19 protein-coding genes and 1 tRNA gene are annotated in these 23778 nt (G+C 62.3%); 10 read left to right on the top strand and 10 right to left on the bottom strand.

The window, feature by feature from the left end; all coding sequences use genetic code 11:
• Positions 1-26: 26 nt before the first annotated feature.
• Both BTW07_RS17675 and BTW07_RS17670 read right to left on the bottom strand, forming a co-directional pair.
• Positions 27-102, bottom strand: a tRNA-Val gene (locus BTW07_RS17675).
• A gap of 77 nt (positions 103-179) precedes the next feature.
• Complete coding sequence (locus BTW07_RS17670; RefSeq protein WP_083942029.1) at positions 180-905, bottom strand: alpha/beta family hydrolase; 726 nt, start codon at positions 903-905, stop codon at positions 180-182.
• Positions 906-1076: 171 nt separating this feature from the next.
• On the opposite strand from BTW07_RS17670, the gene hpxO reads away from it, so the two are divergent.
• Positions 1077-2249, top strand: coding sequence for an FAD-dependent urate hydroxylase HpxO (gene hpxO / locus BTW07_RS17665; protein ID WP_075571480.1), 1173 nt, complete (start codon positions 1077-1079; stop codon positions 2247-2249).
• 82 nt (positions 2250-2331) lie between these two features.
• Here hpxO and ttcA read toward each other — a convergent pair whose 3' ends face one another.
• From ttcA to BTW07_RS17650, 3 genes are all read right to left on the bottom strand, one after another.
• Positions 2332-3186, bottom strand: a complete 855-nt coding sequence (gene ttcA / locus BTW07_RS17660; RefSeq protein ID WP_075571479.1) for a tRNA 2-thiocytidine(32) synthetase TtcA — start codon at positions 3184-3186, stop codon at positions 2332-2334.
• Between the two features lie 75 nt (positions 3187-3261).
• The gene (locus BTW07_RS17655; RefSeq protein ID WP_075571478.1) at positions 3262-3879 is read right to left on the bottom strand and encodes a 3'-5' exonuclease; all 618 of its coding nucleotides are present in this window, start codon (positions 3877-3879) and stop codon (positions 3262-3264) included.
• A gap of 11 nt (positions 3880-3890) precedes the next feature.
• Positions 3891-5708 carry a putative nucleotidyltransferase substrate binding domain-containing protein gene (locus BTW07_RS17650; RefSeq protein ID WP_075571490.1) on the bottom strand — a complete coding sequence of 606 codons (1818 nt, stop codon included), beginning with the start codon at positions 5706-5708 and terminating at the stop codon, positions 3891-3893.
• 762 nt (positions 5709-6470) lie between these two features.
• On the opposite strand from BTW07_RS17650, the gene BTW07_RS17645 reads away from it, so the two are divergent.
• The 4 genes from BTW07_RS17645 (at position 6471) to BTW07_RS17630 (ending at position 13186) form a co-directional block, all read left to right on the top strand.
• A complete protein-coding gene (locus tag BTW07_RS17645) occupies positions 6471-6731 on the top strand; it encodes a DUF4212 domain-containing protein (protein WP_075571477.1) in 261 nt (86 codons plus the stop codon).
• 6 nt (positions 6732-6737) lie between these two features.
• Positions 6738-8519: a sodium:solute symporter family protein gene (locus BTW07_RS17640; protein WP_075571476.1), complete on the top strand. Its 1782-nt coding sequence runs from the start codon at positions 6738-6740 to the stop codon at positions 8517-8519.
• Positions 8520-8611: 92 nt separating this feature from the next.
• Positions 8612-9127: a hypothetical protein gene (locus BTW07_RS17635; protein WP_075571475.1), complete on the top strand. Its 516-nt coding sequence runs from the start codon at positions 8612-8614 to the stop codon at positions 9125-9127.
• 93 nt (positions 9128-9220) lie between these two features.
• Positions 9221-13186: a hybrid sensor histidine kinase/response regulator gene (locus tag BTW07_RS17630; RefSeq protein WP_075571474.1), complete on the top strand. Its 3966-nt coding sequence runs from the start codon at positions 9221-9223 to the stop codon at positions 13184-13186.
• Positions 13187-13240: 54 nt separating this feature from the next.
• Here BTW07_RS17630 and rpoD read toward each other — a convergent pair whose 3' ends face one another.
• The 3 genes from rpoD to rpsU form a co-directional block, all read right to left on the bottom strand.
• Complete coding sequence (rpoD, locus tag BTW07_RS17625; protein WP_075571473.1) at positions 13241-15085, bottom strand: RNA polymerase sigma factor RpoD; 1845 nt, start codon at positions 15083-15085, stop codon at positions 13241-13243.
• A gap of 324 nt (positions 15086-15409) precedes the next feature.
• Complete coding sequence (dnaG, locus tag BTW07_RS17620) at positions 15410-17317, bottom strand: DNA primase (RefSeq protein ID WP_075571472.1); 1908 nt, start codon at positions 17315-17317, stop codon at positions 15410-15412.
• A 213-nt stretch (positions 17318-17530) separates the two neighbouring features.
• Complete coding sequence (rpsU, locus tag BTW07_RS17615; protein WP_071231491.1) at positions 17531-17746, bottom strand: 30S ribosomal protein S21; 216 nt, start codon at positions 17744-17746, stop codon at positions 17531-17533.
• A gap of 315 nt (positions 17747-18061) precedes the next feature.
• Between rpsU and tsaD the strand changes: the two genes are divergently transcribed.
• On the top strand, positions 18062-19090 hold the full coding sequence (gene tsaD, locus BTW07_RS17610) for a tRNA (adenosine(37)-N6)-threonylcarbamoyltransferase complex transferase subunit TsaD (RefSeq protein WP_075571471.1): 1029 nt from the start codon (positions 18062-18064) through the stop codon (positions 19088-19090).
• Here tsaD and BTW07_RS17605 read toward each other — a convergent pair.
• On the bottom strand, positions 19071-19748 hold the full coding sequence (locus BTW07_RS17605; protein ID WP_244158439.1) for a glycerol-3-phosphate acyltransferase: 678 nt from the start codon (positions 19746-19748) through the stop codon (positions 19071-19073). The genes tsaD and BTW07_RS17605 overlap by 20 nt on opposite strands.
• A 160-nt stretch (positions 19749-19908) precedes the next feature.
• On the opposite strand from BTW07_RS17605, the gene folB reads away from it, so the two are divergent.
• The 4 genes from folB (at position 19909) to BTW07_RS17585 (ending at position 23169) form a co-directional block, all read left to right on the top strand.
• Positions 19909-20262, top strand: a complete 354-nt coding sequence (gene folB, locus BTW07_RS17600; protein ID WP_075571470.1) for a dihydroneopterin aldolase — start codon at positions 19909-19911, stop codon at positions 20260-20262.
• Complete coding sequence (gene folK, locus BTW07_RS17595; protein ID WP_075571469.1) at positions 20262-20822, top strand: 2-amino-4-hydroxy-6-hydroxymethyldihydropteridine diphosphokinase; 561 nt, start codon at positions 20262-20264, stop codon at positions 20820-20822. The genes folB and folK overlap by 1 nt, the downstream gene beginning before the upstream one ends.
• Positions 20823-20916: 94 nt before the next feature.
• Positions 20917-22461, top strand: a complete 1545-nt coding sequence (locus tag BTW07_RS17590; protein WP_075571468.1) for an ATP-binding protein — start codon at positions 20917-20919, stop codon at positions 22459-22461.
• Between the two features lie 15 nt (positions 22462-22476).
• Positions 22477-23169 (top strand): response regulator, encoded by a 693-nt coding sequence (locus BTW07_RS17585; RefSeq protein WP_075571467.1) that lies wholly within the window; start codon positions 22477-22479, stop codon positions 23167-23169.
• A gap of 46 nt (positions 23170-23215) precedes the next feature.
• Here the strand turns inward: BTW07_RS17585 and BTW07_RS17580 are convergent, their stop codons facing one another.
• The gene (locus BTW07_RS17580) at positions 23216-23755 is read right to left on the bottom strand and encodes an O-acetyl-ADP-ribose deacetylase (RefSeq protein ID WP_075571466.1); all 540 of its coding nucleotides are present in this window, start codon (positions 23753-23755) and stop codon (positions 23216-23218) included.
• Between the last annotated feature and the right edge of the window lie 23 nt (positions 23756-23778).

The following is a 23778-nucleotide window of genomic DNA, read 5'->3' as shown; positions in this document are numbered from 1 at the left end:
GATACCCGAGCATCATGAAACCATGATGGTGGGTGGTACAGGGTTCGAACCTGTGACCCCCAGCTTGTAAGGCTGGTGCTCTCCCAGCTGAGCTAACCACCCGTGGTCACGTGGCGCTGCATTCTACCTGCGGCCGGTTGAAAGTCAACAGCTTTTCACGCCGCTTTTCTTCATCTGGATCATTCACTTGCGCCCAGCCGCCGCGCCACGTGGCCAACAGCTTCATCGATCAATGTGGACTGCGTCTGCAGATGGCGCTTAGGGGCCTGCCAGTCGTGGTCGCCGCCCTCCATGAAATGACACTCGACCTGCGCCGGAAAATCATAACCCTCGACCTCGTCGCGCCGCCCGAACGGGTCACGAGTTCCCTGGAACAGCAGCAGTGGGCAGGCAATCCGCGACCAGTGATCGAGTCGCAGCCGGGTGGGTTTGCCGGGAGGATGAAACGGATAACCACACAGAACCAGGCCGGCCACCTCGGTTTGTGTCGCCAGCAGGCTTGCCACTCTTCCCCCCATGGACTTGCCGCCAAGCCAGAGCGGCGTTTCCCCATCGAGTGTCAGCAGCGTCCGTTGCCATTCGGCCAGTTCCGTCACCAGCGTCTCGATTCTGGGCGGCGGTCGACGCCTTCCTTCCCGGCGCATGGTCGTCATGTAGCCGAACTCCACCGCGACGACCTGGATACCCCTCGCGGCCAGGCCCCGACGCAGTCGGGCGAGAAATTCGGAGTCGTGTCCGGCACCAGCGCCATGGCACAGGATCAACCGGGCAGACTTGGCCACACCCTCGACGACGAATCCGCCGATAGCGGTTTCATGACGTGAGCTATCGCCCGCTTCAAGCGCCTTGCGCAACCTTTCGCGATCCTGGATCTCGAGTGTCGGCCCTATCACCACCTTGGTCATCGCTTTGCCTTGTCGAAGAAACCTTGTCGAAAAAGATGGCACCAGCTTGGTGTCGATTCCAGAGATGGCTACACCGGCATTCCCAGCGGGTATCTTTTTTGCGTAGGATGACAAAACCTGATCGATCGGTCAGATTCCACCGAGCCAACGATAACAATTTCAGGACAACTCATGGCTTTGAACATTCTCGTGATCGGCGCCGGCATGGGCGGGCTGACCGCGGCCCTCGCGCTGCAGCAATCAGGCCACCGGGTCGAGGTCATCGACCGCGTCGCCGAATTTCGCCCGGTCGGCGCCGCCATTTCGGTCTGGTCCAACGGCGTGAAGGTACTCAAGGCACTGGGCGTGGGCGACGCCGTGGAACTGGCCAGCGGCCGCATGAACGCCATGGCCTATTATACCCGGGACGGCGAGCCCCTGACCCGGTTCGGCCTGCAGACGCTCTATGACCAGGTCCGCCAGCGTGCCTGCCCCATCGCCCGGGCGACCCTCCAGCAGCTGCTGCTGGACGCCGTGGGAGAGGACAGTGTCACGCTGGGGCTGGCCTGCACGGATTACCGCCCGGACGCCGGTGGCATCAGCGCCGAACTCGCCGACGGTTCGACCCGCCGGGCGGACCTCATCGTGATCGCTGACGGCACCCATTCACGACTTCGCGAGCGTGCGCTGGGGCGCTCCGTCGAACGCCGCTACTGCGGCTACGTCAATTGGAACGTCCGCGTATCGGCAACGCCGGATCTGGCTCCGCTCGAGAACTGGGTACAATACGTCGGCGATCATCAGCGCGTGTCGATGATGCCGATGAGCGGCGACCCCGCCAACCCGGAGTTCTATTGCTTCTTCGACGTTCCCCTCCCGGTCGACACACCGAATGACCCAACGCGTTATCGTGACGAACTCGCACGCCATTTCGCCGGCTGGGCGGAGCCGGTGCAGAAGTTGATCGCGCGTTTCGATCCCGCCGCGATGGCCCGCGTCGAAATCCACGACATCGAACCGCTGGACACGCTCGTCGGCGAGCGTGCCGCGATTCTGGGTGACGCCGCCCATGGCATGGCACCGGATCTGGGCCAGGGTGGCTGTCAGGCAATGGAAGACGCGTGGGTGCTGGCCCGCGCCCTGGACGAGGCCGACAACGACATTGCGACGGCGCTGAAGAGCTATGACGAGAATCGAGCGGCACGCGTGGGCGAGATCGTCCGCCGCGCGCGGCAACGCGCCGACACCACTCATGGCGCCAATCCCGACACGACACGGGCCTGGTATGCCGAGCTGGCCGAGGAAGACGGCACTCGCATCATGGGCGGGATGCGCAAGACGATCCTGGGTGGCCCGCTAGGCTGACATACCGACGGCCCGCCGGATGACCGACAGGCCGTGGAGAAGGTCGCGACCCGAGGGTCAAGGATTGCACCAGAAACCGGGTTCAGGCCTCGCGGGCGAGCAGATCGAAGGCATCGATCCGCGCTTCCTGTCGCTGGCGCTGCTTGGCCTCCAACCCTTCGAAGTCGAACAGATTGCGATCGGCGAGCTGCGAGGGGGCGACGTTGGTCACCGCCTTGAACATGGTCTCCAGCCGCCCGGGATGCTTGACCTCCCACTCCGCCAGCATCTCCTTGACCACCTGGCGCTGCAGGTTGGGTTGGGAGCCGCACAGGTTACAGGGGATGATCGGAAACGCCATCTGCCGCGAAAATTCGGCAATGTCGGCCTCGCGGCAGTAGGCCAGCGGTCGGATGACGATGTTCTTGCCATCGTCCGACAAGAGCTTGGGTGGCATCGACTTGAGCGAGCCGCCAAAGAACATGTTGAGAAACAGCGTCTCGAGGATGTCCTCGCGATGATGCCCCAGCGCCACCTTGGTCGCGCCGATCTCTTCGGCGAAACCGTAGAGTGAACCGCGGCGCAGACGCGAGCAGAGCGCGCAGGTCGTCTTGCCTTCGGGCGTTTTCTCCTTGACCACCGAATAGGTGTCGCGCTCCAGGATGTGGTAATTCACCCCCCTGGCGTCCAGGTATTCGGGCAGCACGTGCTCGGGAAACCCCGGCTGCTTCTGGTCGAGATTGACCGCCACCAGCTCGAAATCGACCGGCGCGTTGCGCTGCAGATTCATCAGGATTTCCAGCATGGTGTAGGAGTCCTTGCCACCGGACAGACAAACCATCACCTTGTCGCCTTCATGGATCATCCCGTAATCGATGATCGCGTTGCCGACCTGGCGACGCAGGCGCTTCTGCAGCTTGTTGAACTCGTACTTCTGGGTAACGGTAGATGCTTGCATGGGTCGAACGACACAGATGGGTATGAAGGCGCGCTCATGCTATCACTGCACCCGGCGACTTGCGATGCTCCCTCGCTAACTTGCCGCCAGTGCACCCTTCTTCAGGCGTACGTACATCAAGGCCGTGGTCGTCGCATCACCGAGGGCGGTATGACGGCCCATCACCGGGACATTGAGCGCCTCGGCGACCCGCTCGAAATTCATCGTTGGCTCCAGCTGCGGCCGCGTCCGATGCATTTCACGACGATAGAGCCGTGCCACATCGACGCATGGATTGGGCAAACCGAAGCCGAACAGGGGGCGCAGCTGGCGGTCGATGACCGCCAGGTCGTAATCGACACACCAGCCCAGCAGCGGCCGGTTGCCAATGAAGTCGAGGAACTTCTCCAGCGCTTCTCCCAGCTCGTCGCCATCATTCAGGTCGACCCCGCGCAGGCGATGGATCTTGATGGAGTCGCCGTGGAGGCTGGCCGGCGGCTGGAGATGCAGATCCAGCGAGTCGCTGGTCATCACCCGTTCGCCCTTGATGCGCACTGCGGCGATCGAGACCAGTTCGGCGGTCCTGGTGTCGAGGCCGGTGGTCTCGCAGTCGATGGCCACCAGCTCGTCACCGGCGTAGGGGCTGAACAGCCAGTCATAGCGGCCATGCCCCTGGCGGCGTCGATCGGCCGCACGGCGTAACGAACGTATCATCGCGGCCCTCGTCAGTATTCCAGATGAAAACGGTGCGTCAGACGCTGCTGGAAATCCTTGACGATATGCAGCGCCTGGCGCAACAGGTCGCGCTCCAGCGAGGACAGGGCCTGAACCACGACCAGATTGGGTTCGTCGCTGTTCTGCCGTCCGTCGAGCCGGGTCAGCTGTTGCTTGAGGCGCAACTCGATGAATAACGCCAGCGCCTCGCCGAGATCCGCGGCAAAGTCCGCTTCCAGCCGTCCCTGTTCGGCCAGCGCCGCCAGCCGGGCCAGGGTCGATGTTTCGTCGATACGACATTCCAGCGCCAGGGTGCGCACCCCGTGCACGATCGGAAAGATGCCGCCTTTCTTGATGTCGATACCGTGTCTGGGTTTCTTGAGCGTGCCGAACAGGGTCAGCGGCGCGGCGAAATGCAGCGCAGCCCGAGCCAGGTAGGAAAGCAGCAGTTCATCGTGGGAGCAGCTGTCGAAGAGATATTCGCGTAGGCGATCCAGCAGACGGGTGTCGCCGGCCACGCCACGGGCATCGAGCATGATCGCGAGGTTCATCAGCGACGCCTCGTCACGGCGCTCGACCCAGCGCGAGACCGTCCTTCTCCAGCCGCTCTCGCTGTCTACCCAGGCAGGGTTCGAGACCATGATGTTGCCCGGACACGGTGGGTAGCCCAGCGTGTAGAGCGTTTCGGTGAAACGCTGCATGGCCATCGCGCGATCGGGCCAATAGCTATCGTCGGCAACGATCAGCGCATTGTCCTGATCGGTCTTGAGAATCTGTTCGCCGCGTCCTTCACTGCCCATCACCAATAGGCAGCTCTGGACGCGGTAGCGAGGGTCGATGAGAAACTGATAGGCCTTGTCGACGATACGTCCGTTGAGCGCCGCCAGCAGGTCCATGACAAAACGGAGCTTGATCCCCTGGGCCATCAGTGCCTGGACCAACGCCGGCAATCGAGCGCTGGCACGAGCCAGAGCCTCGAGATCGCCGGCCTGCTCGAGCTCGAGACTGACCATGTAGGAGCGGCTCGAGAAGTAACTGAGCACATCGGTCAACTCCACCACGCCGACCGGCAGATCCCGCTCGACCACTACCACCCTGGCCACCTGATGCCGAGTCATCTGCACCAGCGCTTCGAACAGATACTGATCGGGACCGGCGGATACCAGCTCGAAGTGGGCAATGGTGACGACCGGACGCGCCTGCGTCGCGCCCTCCATGACCAGGGCATTGAGCAAATCGGTCTTGGTCACCACACCGAAGCGACCGTTGTTGCCGACCAGCAGACTATCGGCATGGCTCTCGTTGAGCCGGTTGACCGCCGCGGCAATACTCGTGGTCGACTCGACGATCAACGGGGCTCGCATGCACGCGCTGACCCGAGCCAGCATGAAACCCGCCATGTTCACGCCACTCTCGGCGCGACGCTCGGCTAGCAGGCGGGTCTTCTGCGCCAACCCGCGCCGGAAGAATTCGGCGAACGCCGGGTAATCGCAGCAAAGGTGCTCGAAGAGCGACCTGGGCATCGCATAGCAGAGGCTTTCCTGCTCCACCTTGAAGCGATATCGGCTGGTCCCTTTGAGAATGCTGATAGCGCCGAACAGGTCACCAGCCGTGTAATGGGCAATGCGCGCCTGATCGCTCGGCGCGTGTGGATCGAGCTCCGCGATCTCACCCTTGTGAATGATGTACATGAACTCACCGGGCTGACCGGCATCGAGAATGATCTCGTCACGACTGAAATAGAGCAGATCGACGCCACGAACCACACGCTCACGCCCGCTGTCGTCGAGCAGCGTGAAAGGCGGCTGGGAAAGGTCCATATCGACCATCATGCGGCTCCCGCCATCGCAATGGCACACCCTTGTCGGGGATCCGGCAGCGAACGAGCCCTTCAAAGGCGCGCTCGAACTGCCACATCGTCTCAGTTACGAAAATTCACTCTTGAAAAGCACCATACCGTGGATGCTCAAGCAAAGACGCTATCGACAGCGCTCCCGAACGCTTCCGACATTTCTGCAGCACTGTTTTCGGGGTCACTTCGACACCACTTGCACTTTCTCTTATTTTTGTTTTCGAGCTTATTATAAATTAACGAAACTCACTGTCTTTTTATTTCGTAATGACTCGCTATTTTACAGCAAAAAACAGACTATCGATCTTGGCCGCTCCGCCAGACCGGGCGACGCGAATTCATGACCAGACCATTGTCCTATAGACATCGGCCAAAATTTTAACCACAGCTTTATTTACAGCTAGTCAACTATCTACAACTATTATTCAGCCATTCCGACGATACTAAGGTAGAAGATTTAACGCCTTGTTTTCGTTGCCCAATATTGCTATTGAGTAACGCAGGGCAATCGCCCGTCGATAAAGCATCCCGTCGACGAGCCATGGCGCCAATCAAGAGCGACTGGAGTCGCCATAAAATGAGTGATCGAAAAGCGCCAATCGGTCGAACCTCCCCGCGCAAAATTCGTATGCATGCGAATCACTCACGATGAATACAGTTTGTCGATGAACGACCGACCTACCGGGCAAACATAAACTCAAAGCCACTTCCCACCTTCAATGACGCGGAGAACGATAACATGGCAGATGACAAATCCAACGCTGCTGCCTATTGGAAGGCGAACCTTCGCCTGATAACCGGCTGCCTGATTGTCTGGGCGCTGGCATCCTATGGCTGCGCCATTCTGTTGCGCCCCCTGCTCGCCGGCATATCCGTCGGCGGTACCGACCTGGGTTTCTGGTTCGCTCAACAGGGATCCATTCTGATCTTCATCGGCCTGATCTTCTTTTATGCCTGGAAGATGAACCGACTGGACAAACAATTCGGACTCGGGGAGTAAGCCTGCATGAGTCAATTTGCGATCAACGTTCTCTTTGTCGGGGGCTCCTTTGCCATCTACATCGGCATTGCGATCTGGGCCAAGGCCGGTTCGACCAAGGACTTCTACGTCGCTGGCGGCGGGGTACACCCGATCACCAACGGCATGGCGATCGGCGCCGACTGGATGTCCGCCGCCTCGTTCATTTCCATGGCGGGCATCATCGCCTCGGCAGGTTATGGCGCCTCCACCTTTCTGATGGGCTGGACCGGTGGCTATGTGCTGCTGGCTCTGCTGCTGGCCCCTTACTTGCGCAAGTTCGGCAAGTTTACCGTCCCCGAGTTCATCGGCGACCGGTTCTACAGCAAATCGGCGCGCATGGTAGCGGTGGTCTGCCTGATCGTGGCGTCGCTCACCTACGTCATCGGCCAGATGGCCGGAGCCGGCGTGGCCTTCTCGCGCTTTCTGGAGGTCGACGCGACAACCGGTCTGATCATCGCCGCTATCGTGGTGTTCTTCTACTCGGTTCTGGGAGGGATGAAGGGGATCACCTATACCCAGGTGGCGCAGTACATCGTGCTGATCATCGCCTACACCATCCCGGCGGTGTTCATTTCGCTGCAGTTGACCGACAACCCGATACCGCCTCTCGGCCTCTTCTCCGATCACAGCGCCTCCGGCGAGCCCCTACTGAGCAAGCTCAACGAAGTCGTTACCGCACTGGGCTTCAATGAGTACACGGCGATGGTCGACAACAAGCTGAACATGGTGTTGTTCACGCTATCGCTGATGATCGGCACCGCGGGCCTGCCGCATGTCATCATGCGCTTTTTCACGGTGCCCAAGGTCTCCGACGCGCGCTGGTCCGCCGGCTGGGCCCTGGTGTTCATCGGCCTGCTCTACCTGACGGCGCCGGCCGTGGCCTCGATGGCCCGCCTCAATCTGGTGACCACCATCTACCCGGACATGGCCGGCCAGGTCGAGAACTACGAGGACGCTGCCGCCAACCCCATCGCTTACGCAGATCGTCCAGACTGGATCCGGACCTGGGAAGAAACGGGGCTGATTAGCTTCGAGGACAAGAACAACGACGGCAACATTCAGCTCTACAACGACACCGCCGATTTCTCCAACCGCGGCTGGCAAGGCAACGAGCTGGAGGTCAGCAACGATATTCTGGTCCTGGCCAACCCCGAAATCGCCAATCTGCCCGGCTGGGTGGTCGGTCTGATCGCGGCGGGGGGCCTGGCTGCAGCACTATCCACCGCGGCCGGCCTGTTGCTGGCGATCTCCTCGGCGATCAGTCATGACCTGATCAAGGGTGCGATCAATCCGAAGATCACCGAGAAGGGCGAACTGCGGGCAGCGCGCATCTCGATGTCCGTCGCGATCGTCGTCGCCACCTATCTCGGCGTCAATCCTCCCGGATTCGCTGCCCAGGTCGTGGCACTGGCCTTCGGTATCGCCGCCGCCTCGCTTTTCCCCGCGCTGATGATGGGAATATTCTCCAAGCGAATCAACAACAAGGGCGCGATTTCCGGCATGCTCACGGGCCTGATCTTCACCCTGGTCTACATCTTCGTCTACAAGGGCTGGTTCTTCATTCCGGATACCAACAACCTGCCGGACACCGAGGCCAACTGGGTACTGGGCATCTCGCCACTATCCATCGGTGCGGTCGGCGCCATCCTCAACTTCGTCGTGGCCTACGTGGTTTCCAGCGTCAGCGAGGAGCCACCCCAGGAGATTCAGGATCTCGTCGAGAGCGTGCGCTATCCCAAAGGGGCTGGTATCGCGATCGATCACTAAGCGACAATGCACTCCTGACGAATCAGGCCAGCTGGTTTCAATCGAATCGGGCTTCCCAGCGGGAAGCCCGATTCTTTGAGCAAGGACTCACTATGATATGGCATTTGGTTGCCGCCGCCGTCGCGGGCCTGGGCGCCGCAGGCGTGGCATTGCTGCTGCGCGCTCTCAGCGGTAAACGTCTGCCGCGCTGGATCATTCCGGTCTGCGCGGGATTGGGCCTGATCGCCTATCAGATCAACTACGAGTACGACTGGTATGGTAACAAGGTCCAGCAGTTGCCCGACTCGGCACAGGTAGTGTCGGCCGAGCAGAGCCGGATGCCATGGCGCCCGTGGACGTACCTCTACCCGCTGACCACGGCGTTCAGCGTGGTGGACCGGGACAAGCTGGTGGAATCGCAGGCCGGAGGCGAGCGCCTCGTCGAGTTCATACTCTACCGCTTCGAGATGCAGTATCGCGACGTGCTGACACATCAGGCGTACCTGATGAACTGCAGCGCCCGCGAGAGCGTGCCGCTCATCGGCGACAGCCGCCAGCCCGACCTCGACCGCCTGCGCCACCTCGCCAGCGACGACCCGCAACTCGAGGCGGTCTGTACCAAGAACTGATCCAGCGCGGCACCATTGTCATCGAGCCCGGCATCGCGGCTGCCCTCGAGGTTGGCGTTGCCCTGGAATGGCCGCAGGTCAAGGGAGAGAATCATGTTTCAAGGCGGGTTACTGATCGTCGTGGCACTGCTCTATGTCGCCACGCTGTTCGCCATTGCCTGGCGCGGGGATCGTCATGCCAGGCGTCATGGGCCCGCGAGCCGCCGACCGATCGTCTACAGCCTGGCGCTGGCGGTTTACTGCACGTCATGGACCTTCTACGGCAGTGTGGGGCAGGCCGCGACGTCGGGCTGGTCGTTCGCCAGTATCTTCGTCGGTCCGGTGCTCGCCTTTCTCCTGTTCTGGCCCGTCATCACCAAGATGATTCGTGTCGCCAAACGTCAGAACGTGACGTCGATCGCCGACTTCATCGCCTCCCGCTATGGCAAGTCGCAGTCATTGGCGGCATTCGCCAGCCTGATCGCGCTGATCGGGACGCTGCCCTACATTGCCCTGCAGCTGAAGGCGGTTTCCACCGCTTTCCAGGTGATGACCAGCGATGGCAATGCGATCAAGGCCCCCATCGTCGACGACACCGCCTTCTACATCACCATCTTCATGGCGGCCTTCGCGATTCTGTTCGGCACCCGGGACACCAATGCCACCGAGCACCATGAAGGATTGATCCAGGCCATCGCCTTCGAATCGGTCGTCAAGCTGGTGGTTTTCCTGGTTCTGGGCGCCTACGTCACCTGGGGCATGTTCGACGGTCTGGGCGAGCTGCTGACGCGTGCGGATACCTACCTGAAGCTTCAACAGCAACTGACCGAGCAGAACTTCGATACCAGCTTCTGGACCCAGACACTACTGGCGATGCTGGCGGTCTTCTGTCTTCCTCGTCAGTTCCACGTCACGGTGGTCGAGAACACCCACACCGACGATGCCAAGCGGGCACGCTGGCTGTTCCCCGTCTACCTGGTGGCCATGGGCTTCTTCGTTCTGCCCCTGGCCGCGGCCGGGCTCTCGCTGTTCCCCGGAGAAGGGCTCTCTCCGGACAGTTACGTACTCGCCCTGCCGATCGTTGCCGACCAGCCGTGGCTGGCGATGATGACCTTCGTCGGCGGTCTCTCGGCCGCCACCGGCATGGTGATCATGGCCGTCGTTTCCAACGCCATCATGATCTCCAACGAGATCGTGCTGCCGGCCCTGTTCCGACTGCGCTGGTTCGAAAAGAAGCCCCGCGACTACGGCCGGCTGGTGCTGCGCGCCCGCCGGCTCACCATTCTCGTCATTCTGGCCCTGGCCTACCTGTTCTACCAGCTGGTGGCCGAATACAGCTCGCTGGCGGCGACCGGACTGCTGTCACTGTCGGCCGTGGCCCAGTTCGCGCCGGCACTGCTCGGCGGGCTCTACTGGAAGCGCGGCAATCGCCTCGGCGTGGTGACCGGGCTCAACGTCGGCTTCGCTATCTGGGCCTATACCCTGCTGATGCCAGCGCTGATCCAGGCCAATCTGCTGCCGGAGGCGTGGCTGGTCGGTGGTCCGCTGGGGGTCGAATGGCTCTCTCCGCTGCATCTGTTCGGCCTCAACGTCACCGACAGCTTCGCTCATGGCGCGATGCTGTCGCTGGGCTTCAACCTGTTCTTCTACATCTTCATCTCGCAGCTGACACCGCAACGGGTCGTGGAGCGCATCCAGGCCTCGCTTTTCGTCGACAGCATCGAAACCCGCCAGACCACGGTCAATCGCCCCTGGACCGGCGCCACCACCATGGGCGATCTCAAGGTGCTGTGCGAGCGCTTCCTGGGCAAGGCACAGGTCGAGCGCGCCTTCGAGGACTACGCCCGGCGTAACGCCAAACCGGTGGACAACAACACTCGGGCGTCGATCGACGTCATCCAGTTCACCGAGCGCCTGCTGGCCTCGGTGCTCGGGGCATCGTCGTCACGCATCGTGGTCAACTCCGCGCTCCAGGGCCGGGGCATCGGCATTTCCGACGTCATCTCGATCGTCGACGAAGCCTCACAGGTGCTGGAGTTCAACCGGGCGCTGCTGCAGGCGACCATCGAGAACATCAATCAGGGCATCGGAGTGGTCGACCAGAACCTCAACCTGGTGGTCTGGAATCAGCGTTATCTGGAGATCTTCCGCTTTCCCGACAACCTGATCCGCGTCGGCACGCCGATGGAAAAGGTGTTCCGCTACAATGCCCATAACGGCGAGTACGGCCCGGGCGATCCGGAGGAGCACGTCGAGCAGCTGATCGAAAACATTCGCAGCGGCCAGCCCCATCGCTACGAACGCTACCGTCCCGACGGCTCGGTGCTCGAGGTGCTGGGCAACCCGATGCCGGGAGGCGGTTTCGTCTACACCTACCAGGACATCACCCAGCAGAAGCGCACCGAGGAAGCGCTGATCCGTTCCGAGAGCAATATCCGTATCTATACCGACAACGTGCCCGCGCTGATCGCCTACTTCGACAAGGAGTGCCGCTATCTCTTCACCAACCGCGCCTATGAGGCCGCGATGGGAATCGACCGAAACGCGGTGATCGGGGAGCGAGCGGACAACGTGCTGCCGGCTCAGACGGCGCGCCAGCGCACGCCGTGGATGAAGCGCGCGCTGAGCGGCGAGCGCGTCACCTTCGAGATCTCGCTCGATGACGGCGACGGCGGTATCCGCTACATGCTGGTGACCTATACCCCCCACTTCGGCGAGGGCGGGCGCATTCTCGGTTTCTTCGCGCTCTACCAGGACATCACCGAACGGCGGCTGGCCGAGATCGCGCTGCGTGAAACCAACGAGAATCTCGAGGAGCGGGTGCGCGAACGTACCCAGGCGCTGTCCGAGGCCAACGCGGCACTGCGTCAGGAAAACCGGGTCCGCGCCGAGGCCGAGCAGGCCCTGCGTCAGGCCAAGCAGACCGCCGAGGATGCCAACGCCTCGAAGACACGCTTTCTGGCCGCCGCCAGCCATGACCTGCTGCAACCGCTGAATGCGGCGCGGCTATTCACCTCCGCCCTCGGCCAGCAGATCGATCATAGCGATCACAACCGCACCATCGGCCACATCGACAATTCGCTGCAGGCCGCGGAAGAGCTGCTGGGGACGCTGCTGGATATCTCCAAGCTCGATGCCGGCGCGCTGACGCCGCGTCGCAGCCAGTTCCCGCTGGCAGACATTCTGCTGCCCCTGCGAGCCGAGTTCGAGGTGATGGCAGATGACCGCGGCCTCGATCTGGACGTGGTCCAGACCAGCCTGTGGGTCGACAGCGATGCCCAGATGCTGCGCCGCATCGTGCAGAACTTCCTCTCCAACGCCCTGCGTTACACCCAGCAGGGTCGAGTCCTGCTGGGCTGTCGTCGTTACGCCGGTCGCGTGGTGATCGAGGTCTGGGATACCGGACCGGGCATCCCGGAATCCAAGCTGAGTGAGATCTTCCAGGAATTTCGGCGGCTCGATCAGGCCTCGCGCCACAAGGAGAGCGAGCGCGGCCTGGGCCTGGGTCTGTCGATCGCCGAACGCATGAGCCGGGTTCTCGATCATCCGATCCTGGTGCGCTCCCAGGTCGGCCTGGGTACCGTTTTCTCTGTCTCGGTCCCGATGATCGCCGATCGACGCGGCGCCGCCACTCCCGAGGACACCGCATCCACCAAACGTGTCAGCAACAAGCTGTCGGGCACGCGCATCCTGTGCATCGACAACGAGCGTCTGATCCTCGAGGGCATGAAGGCGATGCTGGAAGGCTGGGAGTGCGAGGTCTATACCGCCACCTCGATCGGCGGCGCCAAGTCGGCGATTCGCAACATGGGCGGCGATCCGGACGCGATTCTGGCGGATTACCATCTCGACAACGAGGTCACCGGCATGATGGCGCTGGAGGCGCTGGAAGAACTCTGCGAGCAGGCCGTCCCTGGCATCGTGATCACCGCGGACCGGACCGAGGAAGTGGCCGAGGAGATCAAGCGCGGCGGCTACCAGATACTGCTCAAACCGGTGCGTCCCGCCGCCCTTCGCGCGTTGATGACGCGCACGCTGCAGGCGAGCCGCGCAGAGAGGCTGTCGGGGGACGACGGCTAACAAAAAACCCCGGCAACCTGTCGATTGCCGGGGTTTTCAGATTTGGTCAGAGACCTACTCGTCGAGGAACGAACGCAGCGGCTCGGAGCGCGACGGATGACGCAGCTTGCGCAACGCCTTGGCTTCGATCTGACGGATACGCTCACGGGTGACATCGAACTGTTTGCCGACCTCTTCCAGCGTGTGGTCGGTGTTCATGTCGATACCGAAGCGCATGCGCAGCACCTTGGCTTCGCGTGCGGTCAGGCCGCCCAGCACATTGCGGGTCGCCTCGATCAGGCCCTCGCCGGTGGCGGAGTCGATCGGCAGCACCATGGTGCTGTCCTCGATGAAGTCACCCAGGTGCGAATCCTCGTCGTCGCCAATGGGCGTCTCCATGGAGATCGGCTCCTTGGCGATCTTGAGCACCTTGCGCACCTTGTCTTCCGGCATCTCGAGGCGTTCGCCCAGCTCTTCCGGCGTCGGCTCGCGGCCCATCTCCTGCAGCATCTGACGCGACACGCGGTTGAGCTTGTTGATCGTCTCGATCATGTGCACCGGGATACGAATGGTGCGAGCCTGGTCGGCGATGGAGCGCGTGATCGCCTGACGAATCCACCAGGTGGCATAGGTCGAGAACTTGTAGCCACGGCGATACTCGAACTTGTCCACCGCCTTCATCAGACCGATGTTGCCTTCCTGAATCAGATCCAGGAACTGCAGACCACGATTGGTGTACTTCTTGGCGATCGAGATGACCAGACGCAGGTTGGCCTCGACCATCTCCTTCTTGGCTCGACGCGCCTTGGCCTCGCCGATGGAAAGACGGCGATTGACCTCTTTCAGCTGACCGACGCTGAGCAGCACCATCTCCTGCTCGAAACCGATCTTGCGCTGGGCGCGCTGCACGTCGCCGCGGAACGGCTCGAGCCGATCGGAATACTTGCCGTTCTTGCCCAGGAATTCGTCGAACCAGCTGACGGACGCTTCGTTACCCAGGAACGAGCTGATGAAGGTCTTGCGCGGCACCTTACCCTGCTTGACGAACACCTGCATGATCGCCTTTTCCTGGCTGCGCACCTGATTGACGCTGATCCGGACCTGGCCGACCAGACGCTCGAAGTGCTTGGGCGACAGCTTGATCGGCGAGAAAAGCACGGCCAGACGCGCCTGCTCGGCATTGGCTTCTTTGGAGCCACGCCCATGCTTGGCGATCGCCGCCTTGGCGAGTTCGTTCTGCTCACGAATCTGCTCGAAACGGACTCGCGCCTCTTCGGGGTCGGGACCGCCCTCGCTGGCGCTGTCGTCGTCTTCACCGTCTTCGCCGTCTTCGTCATCGTCGTCGCTGATATCGGCTTCGACTTCTTCCGGCATCTCGACTTCGGCGACACCGGGAATCCCCTCGTCGGGATCGATGAAGCCGGAGAACAGGTCGGACAGGCGCCCAGGGGCCTCCTCGTCCTGAGTCTGGTCGTAGACGCCAAGAATGGAGTCGACCGCCCCGGGCAGATAGGCCAGGGAGGACATCACTTCCCGCAGCCCCTCCTCGATGCGCTTGGCAATCAGGATTTCGCCTTCGCGAGTCAGCAGCTCCACCGTTCCCATCTCGCGCATGTACATGCGCACCGGGTCGGTGGTGCGCCCGACATCACTCTCCACCGCTGCCAACGCCGCAACGGCTTCTTCAGCCGCGGATTCGTCGGTGGAGTCGTCGGACATCATCAGCGTGTCTTCGTCAGGTGCCTCCTCGACGACATTGATCCCCATGTCATTGATCATGGAGATAATATCTTCCACCTGATCGGGATCAGCGATATCTTCGGGGAGGTGATCGTTCACTTCGGCATAAGTCAGGAAGCCCTGCTCTTTGCCGCGTGCGATCAACTCCTTCAAACGTGACTGCTGTGCATTTCCAGCCATAGAAACCCTACTCGACGAAGAAGAATGAAGCACCTGGGGTGACGGCGCGACGCCCCAAAAGCCGGCTAGTATAGCGCGCCCCCGCTTTTTGCTGCCAGCTTCTATTACCTTGCCTGCCAGGTGTGCTAGTGTGCTTGGTTAACCTATTTGGTGGCGATCGCCGCCATTTCAACCTTTCGACCGCCCTGTCGATTGACCACTTCGTGCTTTCCCTGCGAGTAGCCTTGATCTTTTCCGGTCAATTTCGGTCTTTCTCGGTCAATTCCGCTCTTTCTCTTACCGTCTCGCGACCCATGGATAATGATGCCGCGACACTCACGTGACTTACGATCCTTCGGCCAGCTTGCCGATCAACTCTCGCAGACGCTGCTTCTCTTCGCTGCTGAGCGCGCCCGGCTGGCGACTCTTTTCCAGTAACTGACGGTACTCTTCCGCCGGCGTCAAACGGGCGCTCTGGCGTTCGAGATAGCGCACCCAGTTTTCCAGCTCGCTGGCCCGGACATCACGCGGGATCTCCAGTTCACGTCGCGCCAGCTGGTCGAGACGCTCGCCGTCGGCGCTACCGTGAAAGTGGGCCAGCAGCACCTGGGGGCTGCGATAACGGCCAGCGCGCAGCAAATGCACCACTTCACGGCACAACTTGCCGTCCGGCATCTCGACCGGGCACCATTCCAGTGTTTCCGGTAGACCGTCGACCAATCCCGGCTCGTGCAACAATAGATGCAATATGCGCGCCGGAATGCTCAGAGAAAGCGTAGCAGTTCCCACGCGAGATGCCGGAAGTCCGCGCTGCCTTGCATAATTATTGCCATTATCGACCGCCATGGCGGGGTCTGAAGCGGCATCGTCGTCGCCATCCGACGACATCATCAACGCTTCATAGCCAGCGGTGTCCGCGGTCATAGCCGGGCGTGGCGCGGGAACCGCGTGCTTCTCGAACCAGTCGGCAAACTGCGACGGCTCGATCCCGCTTCGCACCGACAGCTCCTTTAGCAAGAGCGACTTGAGTACGCCCTCCGGCAGATGCTTGAGCGCGTCCAGCACCGCTGTCACGAAGCGTTCACGACCTTCCACCTGCTTGAGATCGCGCCCTTCCGCCGCCTGCTCGAACAGAAATTCCGACAGCGGACTGGCACAGGTGATCCGGTTCTCGAACGCCTCCTGCCCCTCCTGACGTACCAGCGTGTCCGGGTCCTCGCCCTCGGGCAGGAACAGGAAGCGCACCTGACGTCCGTCGATCATCGACGGCAGGGCCGTCTGCAGCGAGCGACGCGCGGCCTGACGGCCGGCATTGTCGCCATCGAAGCAGAACACCACCTCATCCACGAGCCGAAACAGTCGCTGCAGGTGATCGTTCGTCAGCGCCGTACCGAGCGTGGCACAGGCATTACGAATACCGAACTGCGCCAGTGCGACCACATCCATGTAGCCCTCGACCACCAGTACCCGCGAGAGCTGCCGATTGGCCTGGCGCGCTTCGAACAGCCCGTAGAGTTCACGCCCCTTGTGAAAGACCGGCGTTTCCGGCGAGTTCAGGTACTTGGGCTTGGCGTCGCCCAGCACCCTACCGCCGAAGGCAATGGTGCGACCCTTCCAGTCGCGAATCGGAAACACCACGCGATCGCGAAACCGATCGTAGGTGCGGCCGGTCTCCTCGCGGTGGACCAGCAATCCATATTCGACCTGGACCGCTTCGCTGATGCCCTGCTCGAGCAGATAGCGCTTGAGCGACTCCCACTCGTCTTCGGCGTAACCGACACCGAAATCGCGAATGATCTCCTGGCTCAGACCGCGGCGCTCGAGATACTCCCGTGCCTGACGTCCGCCACCGAGGGCCAGACGTTCGCGAAAGAAACGCGACGCCAGCTCCAGCAGATTGACGCCTTCTTCGCGCTTCTGCTGACGCTGACGCGCTCCCGGGTCTTCGCCACCGTCTCGCTCGACCTGCATGCCCGCCCGCGAGGCCAGCTGCTCAACCGCTTCGGGAAAACGCAGATTGTCGAACTCCATCAGAAACCGCAGGGCGTTACCGTGGGCGCTGCAGCCGAAACAGTGATAGAACTGCTTGTCGTGACTGACCGTGAACGACGGAGAATTTTCCTGATGAAACGGGCAGAGGCCGCTATGATTGCGTCCGCTCTTCTTGAGCTGCACCCGTTCGGAGATCACATCGACGATGTCGGTACGCGCCAACAGGTCATCGATGAAACGCTGGGAAATCTGTCCGGCCATATCGTCAGACGCTCTCGGAGATCCGCTCGCAGTTCAGGCTGCGAACTGCCATGCCTGTCATGAAGCGTGATTCGGCTGAAGATAGGACAGGCAAGAAGACACTGCTTTCGCCCCGCAGCATGTACAGTGGCGGCGGAACAAAAACAAACGGCCACCTGAACGGCGGCCGTTTGATCGTCCCTCTGGGGTGACCGAAGTCACCCGCAGTACAGATCAATACAAGCGTTCGAAACGCTTACGCTCACGCTGCAACTTCTTGGCGTGACGCTTCACTGCAGCCGCAGCTTTACGCTTGCGAACTGAAGTGGGCTTCTCGTAAGTTTCGCGACGGCGGACTTCAGAAAGAACTCCGGCTTTTTCGCAGGAGCGTTTGAAGCGACGCAGCGCGACGTCGAACGGCTCGTTATCACGTACTTTAACAGCGGGCATGAAGCACTCACCTACCTTGGGAATTGAGTTCGGTTTGAACGCACGCCCCTTTGAACGCACGACCCGAGAAATTCGAGAAAGCGTCACGCGAGGGGTTGAACCCCGGCGCTTCGCCATTCCGGATCTTCCCGGCCCAGATCTGCCTCACGAGATCGCTCGACAGTCGAGGACGTGTTAAAGGCGCACGACCCAGTCCTACAGAGCAGAGCATTCTAGTCGCGCCCTCGAACCAATGCAAATGGCTTTTCGACAGCGTAAACTAGCGCGCCTCCCGCTTCAGCCTTTCCTTCAACGACTCCGACGGATTATTCGACCATGCGCGTGCTGGGTATCGAAACTTCCTGCGACGAAACCGGCGTCGCGATCTATGACACCGACGCCGGGCTGCTGGCCGACGCGCTCTACAGCCAGATCGCGCTACACGCCGAATTCGGCGGCGTGGTGCCGGAACTCGCTTCCCGCGACCACACCCGCAAGCTGTTGCCGCTGGTCGACCAGGTTCTCGGCGAAGCCGGACTGACCAAGCACGATCTGGATGGCATCGCCTACACCGCCGGCCCCGGGCTGGTCGGGGCGCTGATGGTTGGCGCCTGCACCGCGCACGGCATGGCGCGCGCTCTGCATATCCCCGTGCTCGGCGTGCATCACATGGAGGGCCATCTGCTGGCGCCGATGCTGGAAGAGAATCCGCCGCCGTTTCCGTTCGTCGCCCTGCTGGTGTCCGGAGGGCACACTCAGCTCGTGGACGTGCGTGGCCTGGGCGACTATCGACTGCTGGGGGAGTCAGTCGACGACGCCGCCGGTGAAGCGTTCGACAAGGTCGCCAAGATGCTCGAACTGCCCTATCCCGGCGGCCCACAGGTGGCCGCACTGGCCGAGCAGGGTCGCAGCGAGCGCTTTCGCTTTCCCCGCCCGATGACCGACCGCCCCGGGTTGGACTTCAGCTTCTCGGGCCTCAAGACGCACACCCTGACCGCGCTGCACAAACTGCGCGAACAGGATGCGCTCGACGCCCAGGCACGCGCCGATGTCGCCCGCGCCTTCGAGGATGCGGTGGTGGATACACTGGTGATCAAGTGTCGCCGCGCGCTCAAGGAGAGCGGCCGGCAGCGACTGGTCGTCGCCGGCGGGGTCAGTGCCAATCGGCGCCTGCGCGAGGCGCTGGATACGGCGCTCGTCAAGATGGGCGCCCAGGCATTCTACCCGCGTGGACGTTTCTGTACCGATAATGGTGCGATGATCGCCTATGCCGGCGCGCAACGCCTTGCCGCCGGCCAGCGCAGCCAGACCCTGCAACCTCGCCCGCGCTGGCCGCTGGCGGAGCTCACTCCTCCCGAGGCCTGAACGGCTCCCGTCGACCGAGCTCGCGGCGATCGCTCAACGCGTCCTCTTCATCGAACGGATCGGCCAGGGCCGGTTCATGAGCCTCGCGCCGCCGCTCCCGCCACAGGCGAATGTTCCAGGCGTGCCGCGCCAGTACCAGCAGAGAGAACACGCAGATCACGCCTGTCATCGGTGGCACCAGCCAGTAACTCAGCAGCGGTGCCATCAGCGCGGTGGCCAGCGAGGCCACCGCCGCCGTACGCACTCGCCAGGCCAGCAGGAACCAGCAGACCGCGCAGATCAGGGCCACCGGCGTCGCCAGCATCAGCAACACGCCGAATGCACTGGCGACGGCCTTGCCGCCGCGCCCCCGATGCCAGATCGGGCAACTGTGCCCGATCAGCACGCCGAATCCCACCAGCCCTTCTGCCCAGACCGATGGCGACACGCTGCCTGCCAACCACAGCACTGGCATCCCCTTGACCGCATCGATGATCAGCGTCAGCAGTGCCGGCCGCCAGCCGAAGGCCCGCAGTACGTTGGAGAACCCCGGGTTGCCGGACCCCGCCCAGCGCGGATCGCGCAGCCCCCAGGAGCGACAGACCCAGATCGCTCCCAGCAGCGAGCCGCTGAGATAGCCAGCCGCCACCAGCAGGCTGGTCGCAAGGATCGGTGGCAAGACGTTACTCCCCTTGTCCGCGCGGGCGGACCTCATCGAGAGCCCTGATTCTGCCACTCCCATCGCGTACAATCGATGCCACCTTGGCCGGTGCGTCGATCAGCAGTCACTGTGGATCGTCATCACCATTCAGAACAATCAGTCGTGATGGGGAGTTCGCGTGGATCAGGTATTGATCGAGGGCTTGAGCCTGGAGACAGTCATCGGCGTCTATGACTGGGAGCGCACGGTGCGCCAACGCCTGGAGCTGGATCTGGAGCTTCACACCGACATTCGCCCGGCAGCCCGGGGCGATGATCTGAGCCTGACGCTCGACTACGCCGCCATCTGCCAGCGTCTCGCCGACTACGCCAACGATAACGCGCATGGGCTGGTGGAAACCTTCGCCGAGCGCGTCGCTGCGCTGCTGATCGATGAATTCGGTATCCGTCGGCTGCGCCTGACCGTACGCAAGCCGGGCGCCGTGGCGGCCGCGCAGGCCGTAGGCGTTCGCATCGAGCGCAGCGCCGACTGATGCCGCTGGTCGTTCTCGGCCTGGGCAGCAATATCCGGCGCCACTATCATCTGACGCGGGCCCTGGACGCACTGGCGACGCTGGCTGGTCCGGCGCCGCTACAGCTCTCGCGGGTCTTCGAGAGTCAAGCGGTCGGTTTCGATGACGATCGTCCGTTCTACAACCTTGTCGCGGCGTTCGAGACCGAACGCGCTGCGGCGGCCATCGGTGATGACTGCAAGGCGATCGAGCGGGACAACGGCAGGCCCGCGGGGCCGACCAAGCTCATCGCCCGCACCCTGGATATCGACGTACTGCTGTGGGGGGATGCCGTCGGCCACTACGGCGATACGCGGCTGCCGCGCGAGGACATCCTGCGCTACGCTTTCGTACTGCACCCGCTGGCGGAACTGCTGCCGTCTCATCGACACCCCCTCGACGGGCGCACCTTCGCGGCGCTATGGGCAGCCTTCGACGCCGCCGATCAACCGCACCACGCCGTGGACTTTCCGTGGGGCGATCGCCTCGTTTCCCGTGCTGGCGCCCCTGAGGACAGGACCGGGACCATGAAGCCAGTGTAATCTCCATGATCTTTACCCATTGTCTGAACCATCACTGCTGCATTTGGAGACACACTCCCGGAGATCGACGCCACCCGTGAAAAAGCCGGATCTCATGTCCTCATCGTATAGCGGACGGCGTGACTGGCCACGACTGTCACGCCTCGGCATCAAACTGTTCGCCATCATCCTGATCACCAATGTGCTGATCAGCGGGCTGGTGTTCGTGTTCGTCTCGCGCAGTCTCGATCAGGGTTTCGTCAATTATCTCGAGCGCAGCCAATCGACACGCGCCGAAACCCTGGCCAACGCGCTGGGCGAACAGTGGACGCAACGCGGCAGTTGGCAGTGGCTGCGCGACAATCCCCGTGCGTGGCAAAGCCTGGTTCGCAGCCAGCTCTGGTCGAGCGAAAAGCGTCCGCCCAGCGGTATCGATCGCCAGCTTTCCGATGCCCGCGGCTACGTGCTGCTCGACGAGTTGAGCAATCCGGTCATCGGCGAACCGTTGCTCAAGCCGCCGCCTCAGGATCTCGACCTCGACATGCCCCCGCCGCCGGAGCCGCACTTCGTGCCGATCCGCAGTGGCGACAAGCTGGTCGGCCAGCTCGGTTATCTGCCCCCGGAGCGCTTGATGGCGCGGATGGATCAGATATTCCTCGAACGTCAGCAGCGCAATCTCACGATCATCGTCGTCTCGCTGTTCCTCGCCTCCCTGCTGCTCGCCGGCGGACTCGCCTGGTGGCTGGGCCATCGCGCCCGACTCATGACGCTGGCGACCCGGCGACTGACCCTGGGAGACTACAGCGTGCGCCTCTCCGAGCGCGGCCGTGACGAGCTGTCGCGCCTCTCCGCGGATTTCAATCAACTGGCCGAAACGCTGGAAGCCAGTCGCCGCGCGCGCCAGCGCTGGGTCGCGGATATCGCTCATGAGCTGCGCACACCGCTGGCCATCCTGCGCGGCGAGATCGAAGCCATGCAGGACGGGATACGACCGCTGTCTGTGGATAATCTGGGATCGTTGCAGCAGGAGGTCGACCAGCTCGGTCATCTGGTCGAGGATCTACGCCTGCTGGCCCAGAGTGACGCCGGGGCACTGGACATGCATCTGGTGCCGGTGGATCTCGAAGAGTCGCTGATCCAGCGTCTCGAAGACAGCCAGCTACGGCTGGAAAGTCACGGCCTGACGCTCGAGCTCGATGCCGAACCCCTCTGGGTGAGGGCCGACAATCAGCGCTTGCGTCAGTTATGGGACAATCTGCTGTCCAACACCATTGCCTATACCGACAGCCCCGGCGCCCTGCGGGTCACGCTGAAGCGCCGCGGCGATCAGGCGGAGGTCATCTGGGAAGATACTTCTCCCGGCGTGCCGGAGAACGAACTGCCGCGCCTGACCGAACGGCTGTACAGAGTGGAAGGATCACGCAATCGTCGCAGCGGCGGCAGTGGCCTGGGCCTGTCGATCGCCAATGCACTGATCGAGGCCCAGGGGGGAACGCTGGTGCCCTCGGCGTCATCACTGGGCGGTTTACGCTGGACGCTGAGGTTCCCGCTGGATCTGCCCGCGGTCCCTGCGATCGCCCCAGCCGCCGAGCTATCCGGCGGCCGGTCCCGCGCACGATCCCCGGATGCCTCCCAAGAACACGGCAGACATGCCAACTGACCTGGAGCCGGTTTGATGAACGACACCATTCTGATCGTCGAGGACGAACCCAAGATTGCACGGCTGGTCGCCGACTACCTGTCGAAAAGCGGCTATGCGTCCGATCATATCGACCACGGCAACGCGGTCATGGAGTGGCTTGAGGAAAATCAGCCGATGCTGGTCCTGCTCGATCTGATGCTGCCCGGCACCGATGGCCTCACACTGTGCCGCCAGATCCGCGAGCGATTTCCCGCGATACCGGTGATCATGCTGACCGCTCGCGTCGAGGAAGTGGATCGGCTGCTGGGACTCGAGCTGGGAGCCGACGACTACATCTGCAAACCGTTCAGTCCGCGTGAAGTCGTGGCCCGCGTCAAGGCGGTACTACGCCGAAGCTACGGCATCATCGGCACCGAGGAAGCCATTCCCGAAGGCGATCGCCTGACGCTGGACGAAGACGGCTGGCGCGCCATGGCGGGACGCGAGGATCTGAATCTCACCGCTGTCGAATTTCAGCTTCTCAAGGTGATGATGCACAGCCCGGGGCGGATCTTCTCCCGCGACCAGTTGATGGATCACATGTATCGCGACCATCGCATCGTTTCCGAGCGTACCGTCGACAGCCACGTCAAGAAGCTGAGACGCAAGATCGCCGATGTCTGGCCGGACCGGGACATCATTCGCTCGGTCTACGGCGTCGGCTACAAGTATCAGCCCGAAGAGTGACGTTCCCTCGGCGGCCGTCCCGGTAACGACGTTTCCCGGGGTGACACTATCCGTCGAAGGCGTGGTTCAGAAATATCTCGGCATCCGCCGCCGAAAAGAACATCAGCGTCACCGTAAGATCGGGGATCGCGGGTAGCGTATCGCGCATCACGGCGGCCACGATGTTCGCGGCGGCCTCGGCAGGGTAGCCGTAGATGCCGGTCGAGATCGCCGGAAACGCCAGCCGCGTGAACTGATGTTTCTCCGCCAGGCGCAGCGCATGACGGTAGCAATCGGCCAGCTGGGAGGAGCGATCCTCGGACTTCGCGAAGACAGGCCCCACGGTGTGGATGACATGGGCGACCGGCAGACGAAAGCCCGGCGTCATCGCGACTTCGCCCACCGGCAATCCATCCGGCCAGGCCGTACGTCGCAGCGCTCGGCAGGCCTCGAGGAGTTCGGGGCCCGCCGCTCGGTGGATCGCGCCATCGACACCACCTCCGCCTTGTAGACTCTTGTTGGCGGCATTGACGATGGCATCCCCCTCGAAACGGGTGATATCACCTTCGGCGACGATCAAACGATCGTCCTGCCAGTAAATCTTCATCGCACACCTCCGACGGGTCACGG

Source organism: Salinicola socius (genome assembly GCF_001937195.1).
GTDB lineage: Bacteria > Pseudomonadota > Gammaproteobacteria > Pseudomonadales > Halomonadaceae > Salinicola > Salinicola socius.
Note: the sequence above shows the minus strand (reverse complement) of the source record. Positions and strands in the feature narration are given on the sequence as shown.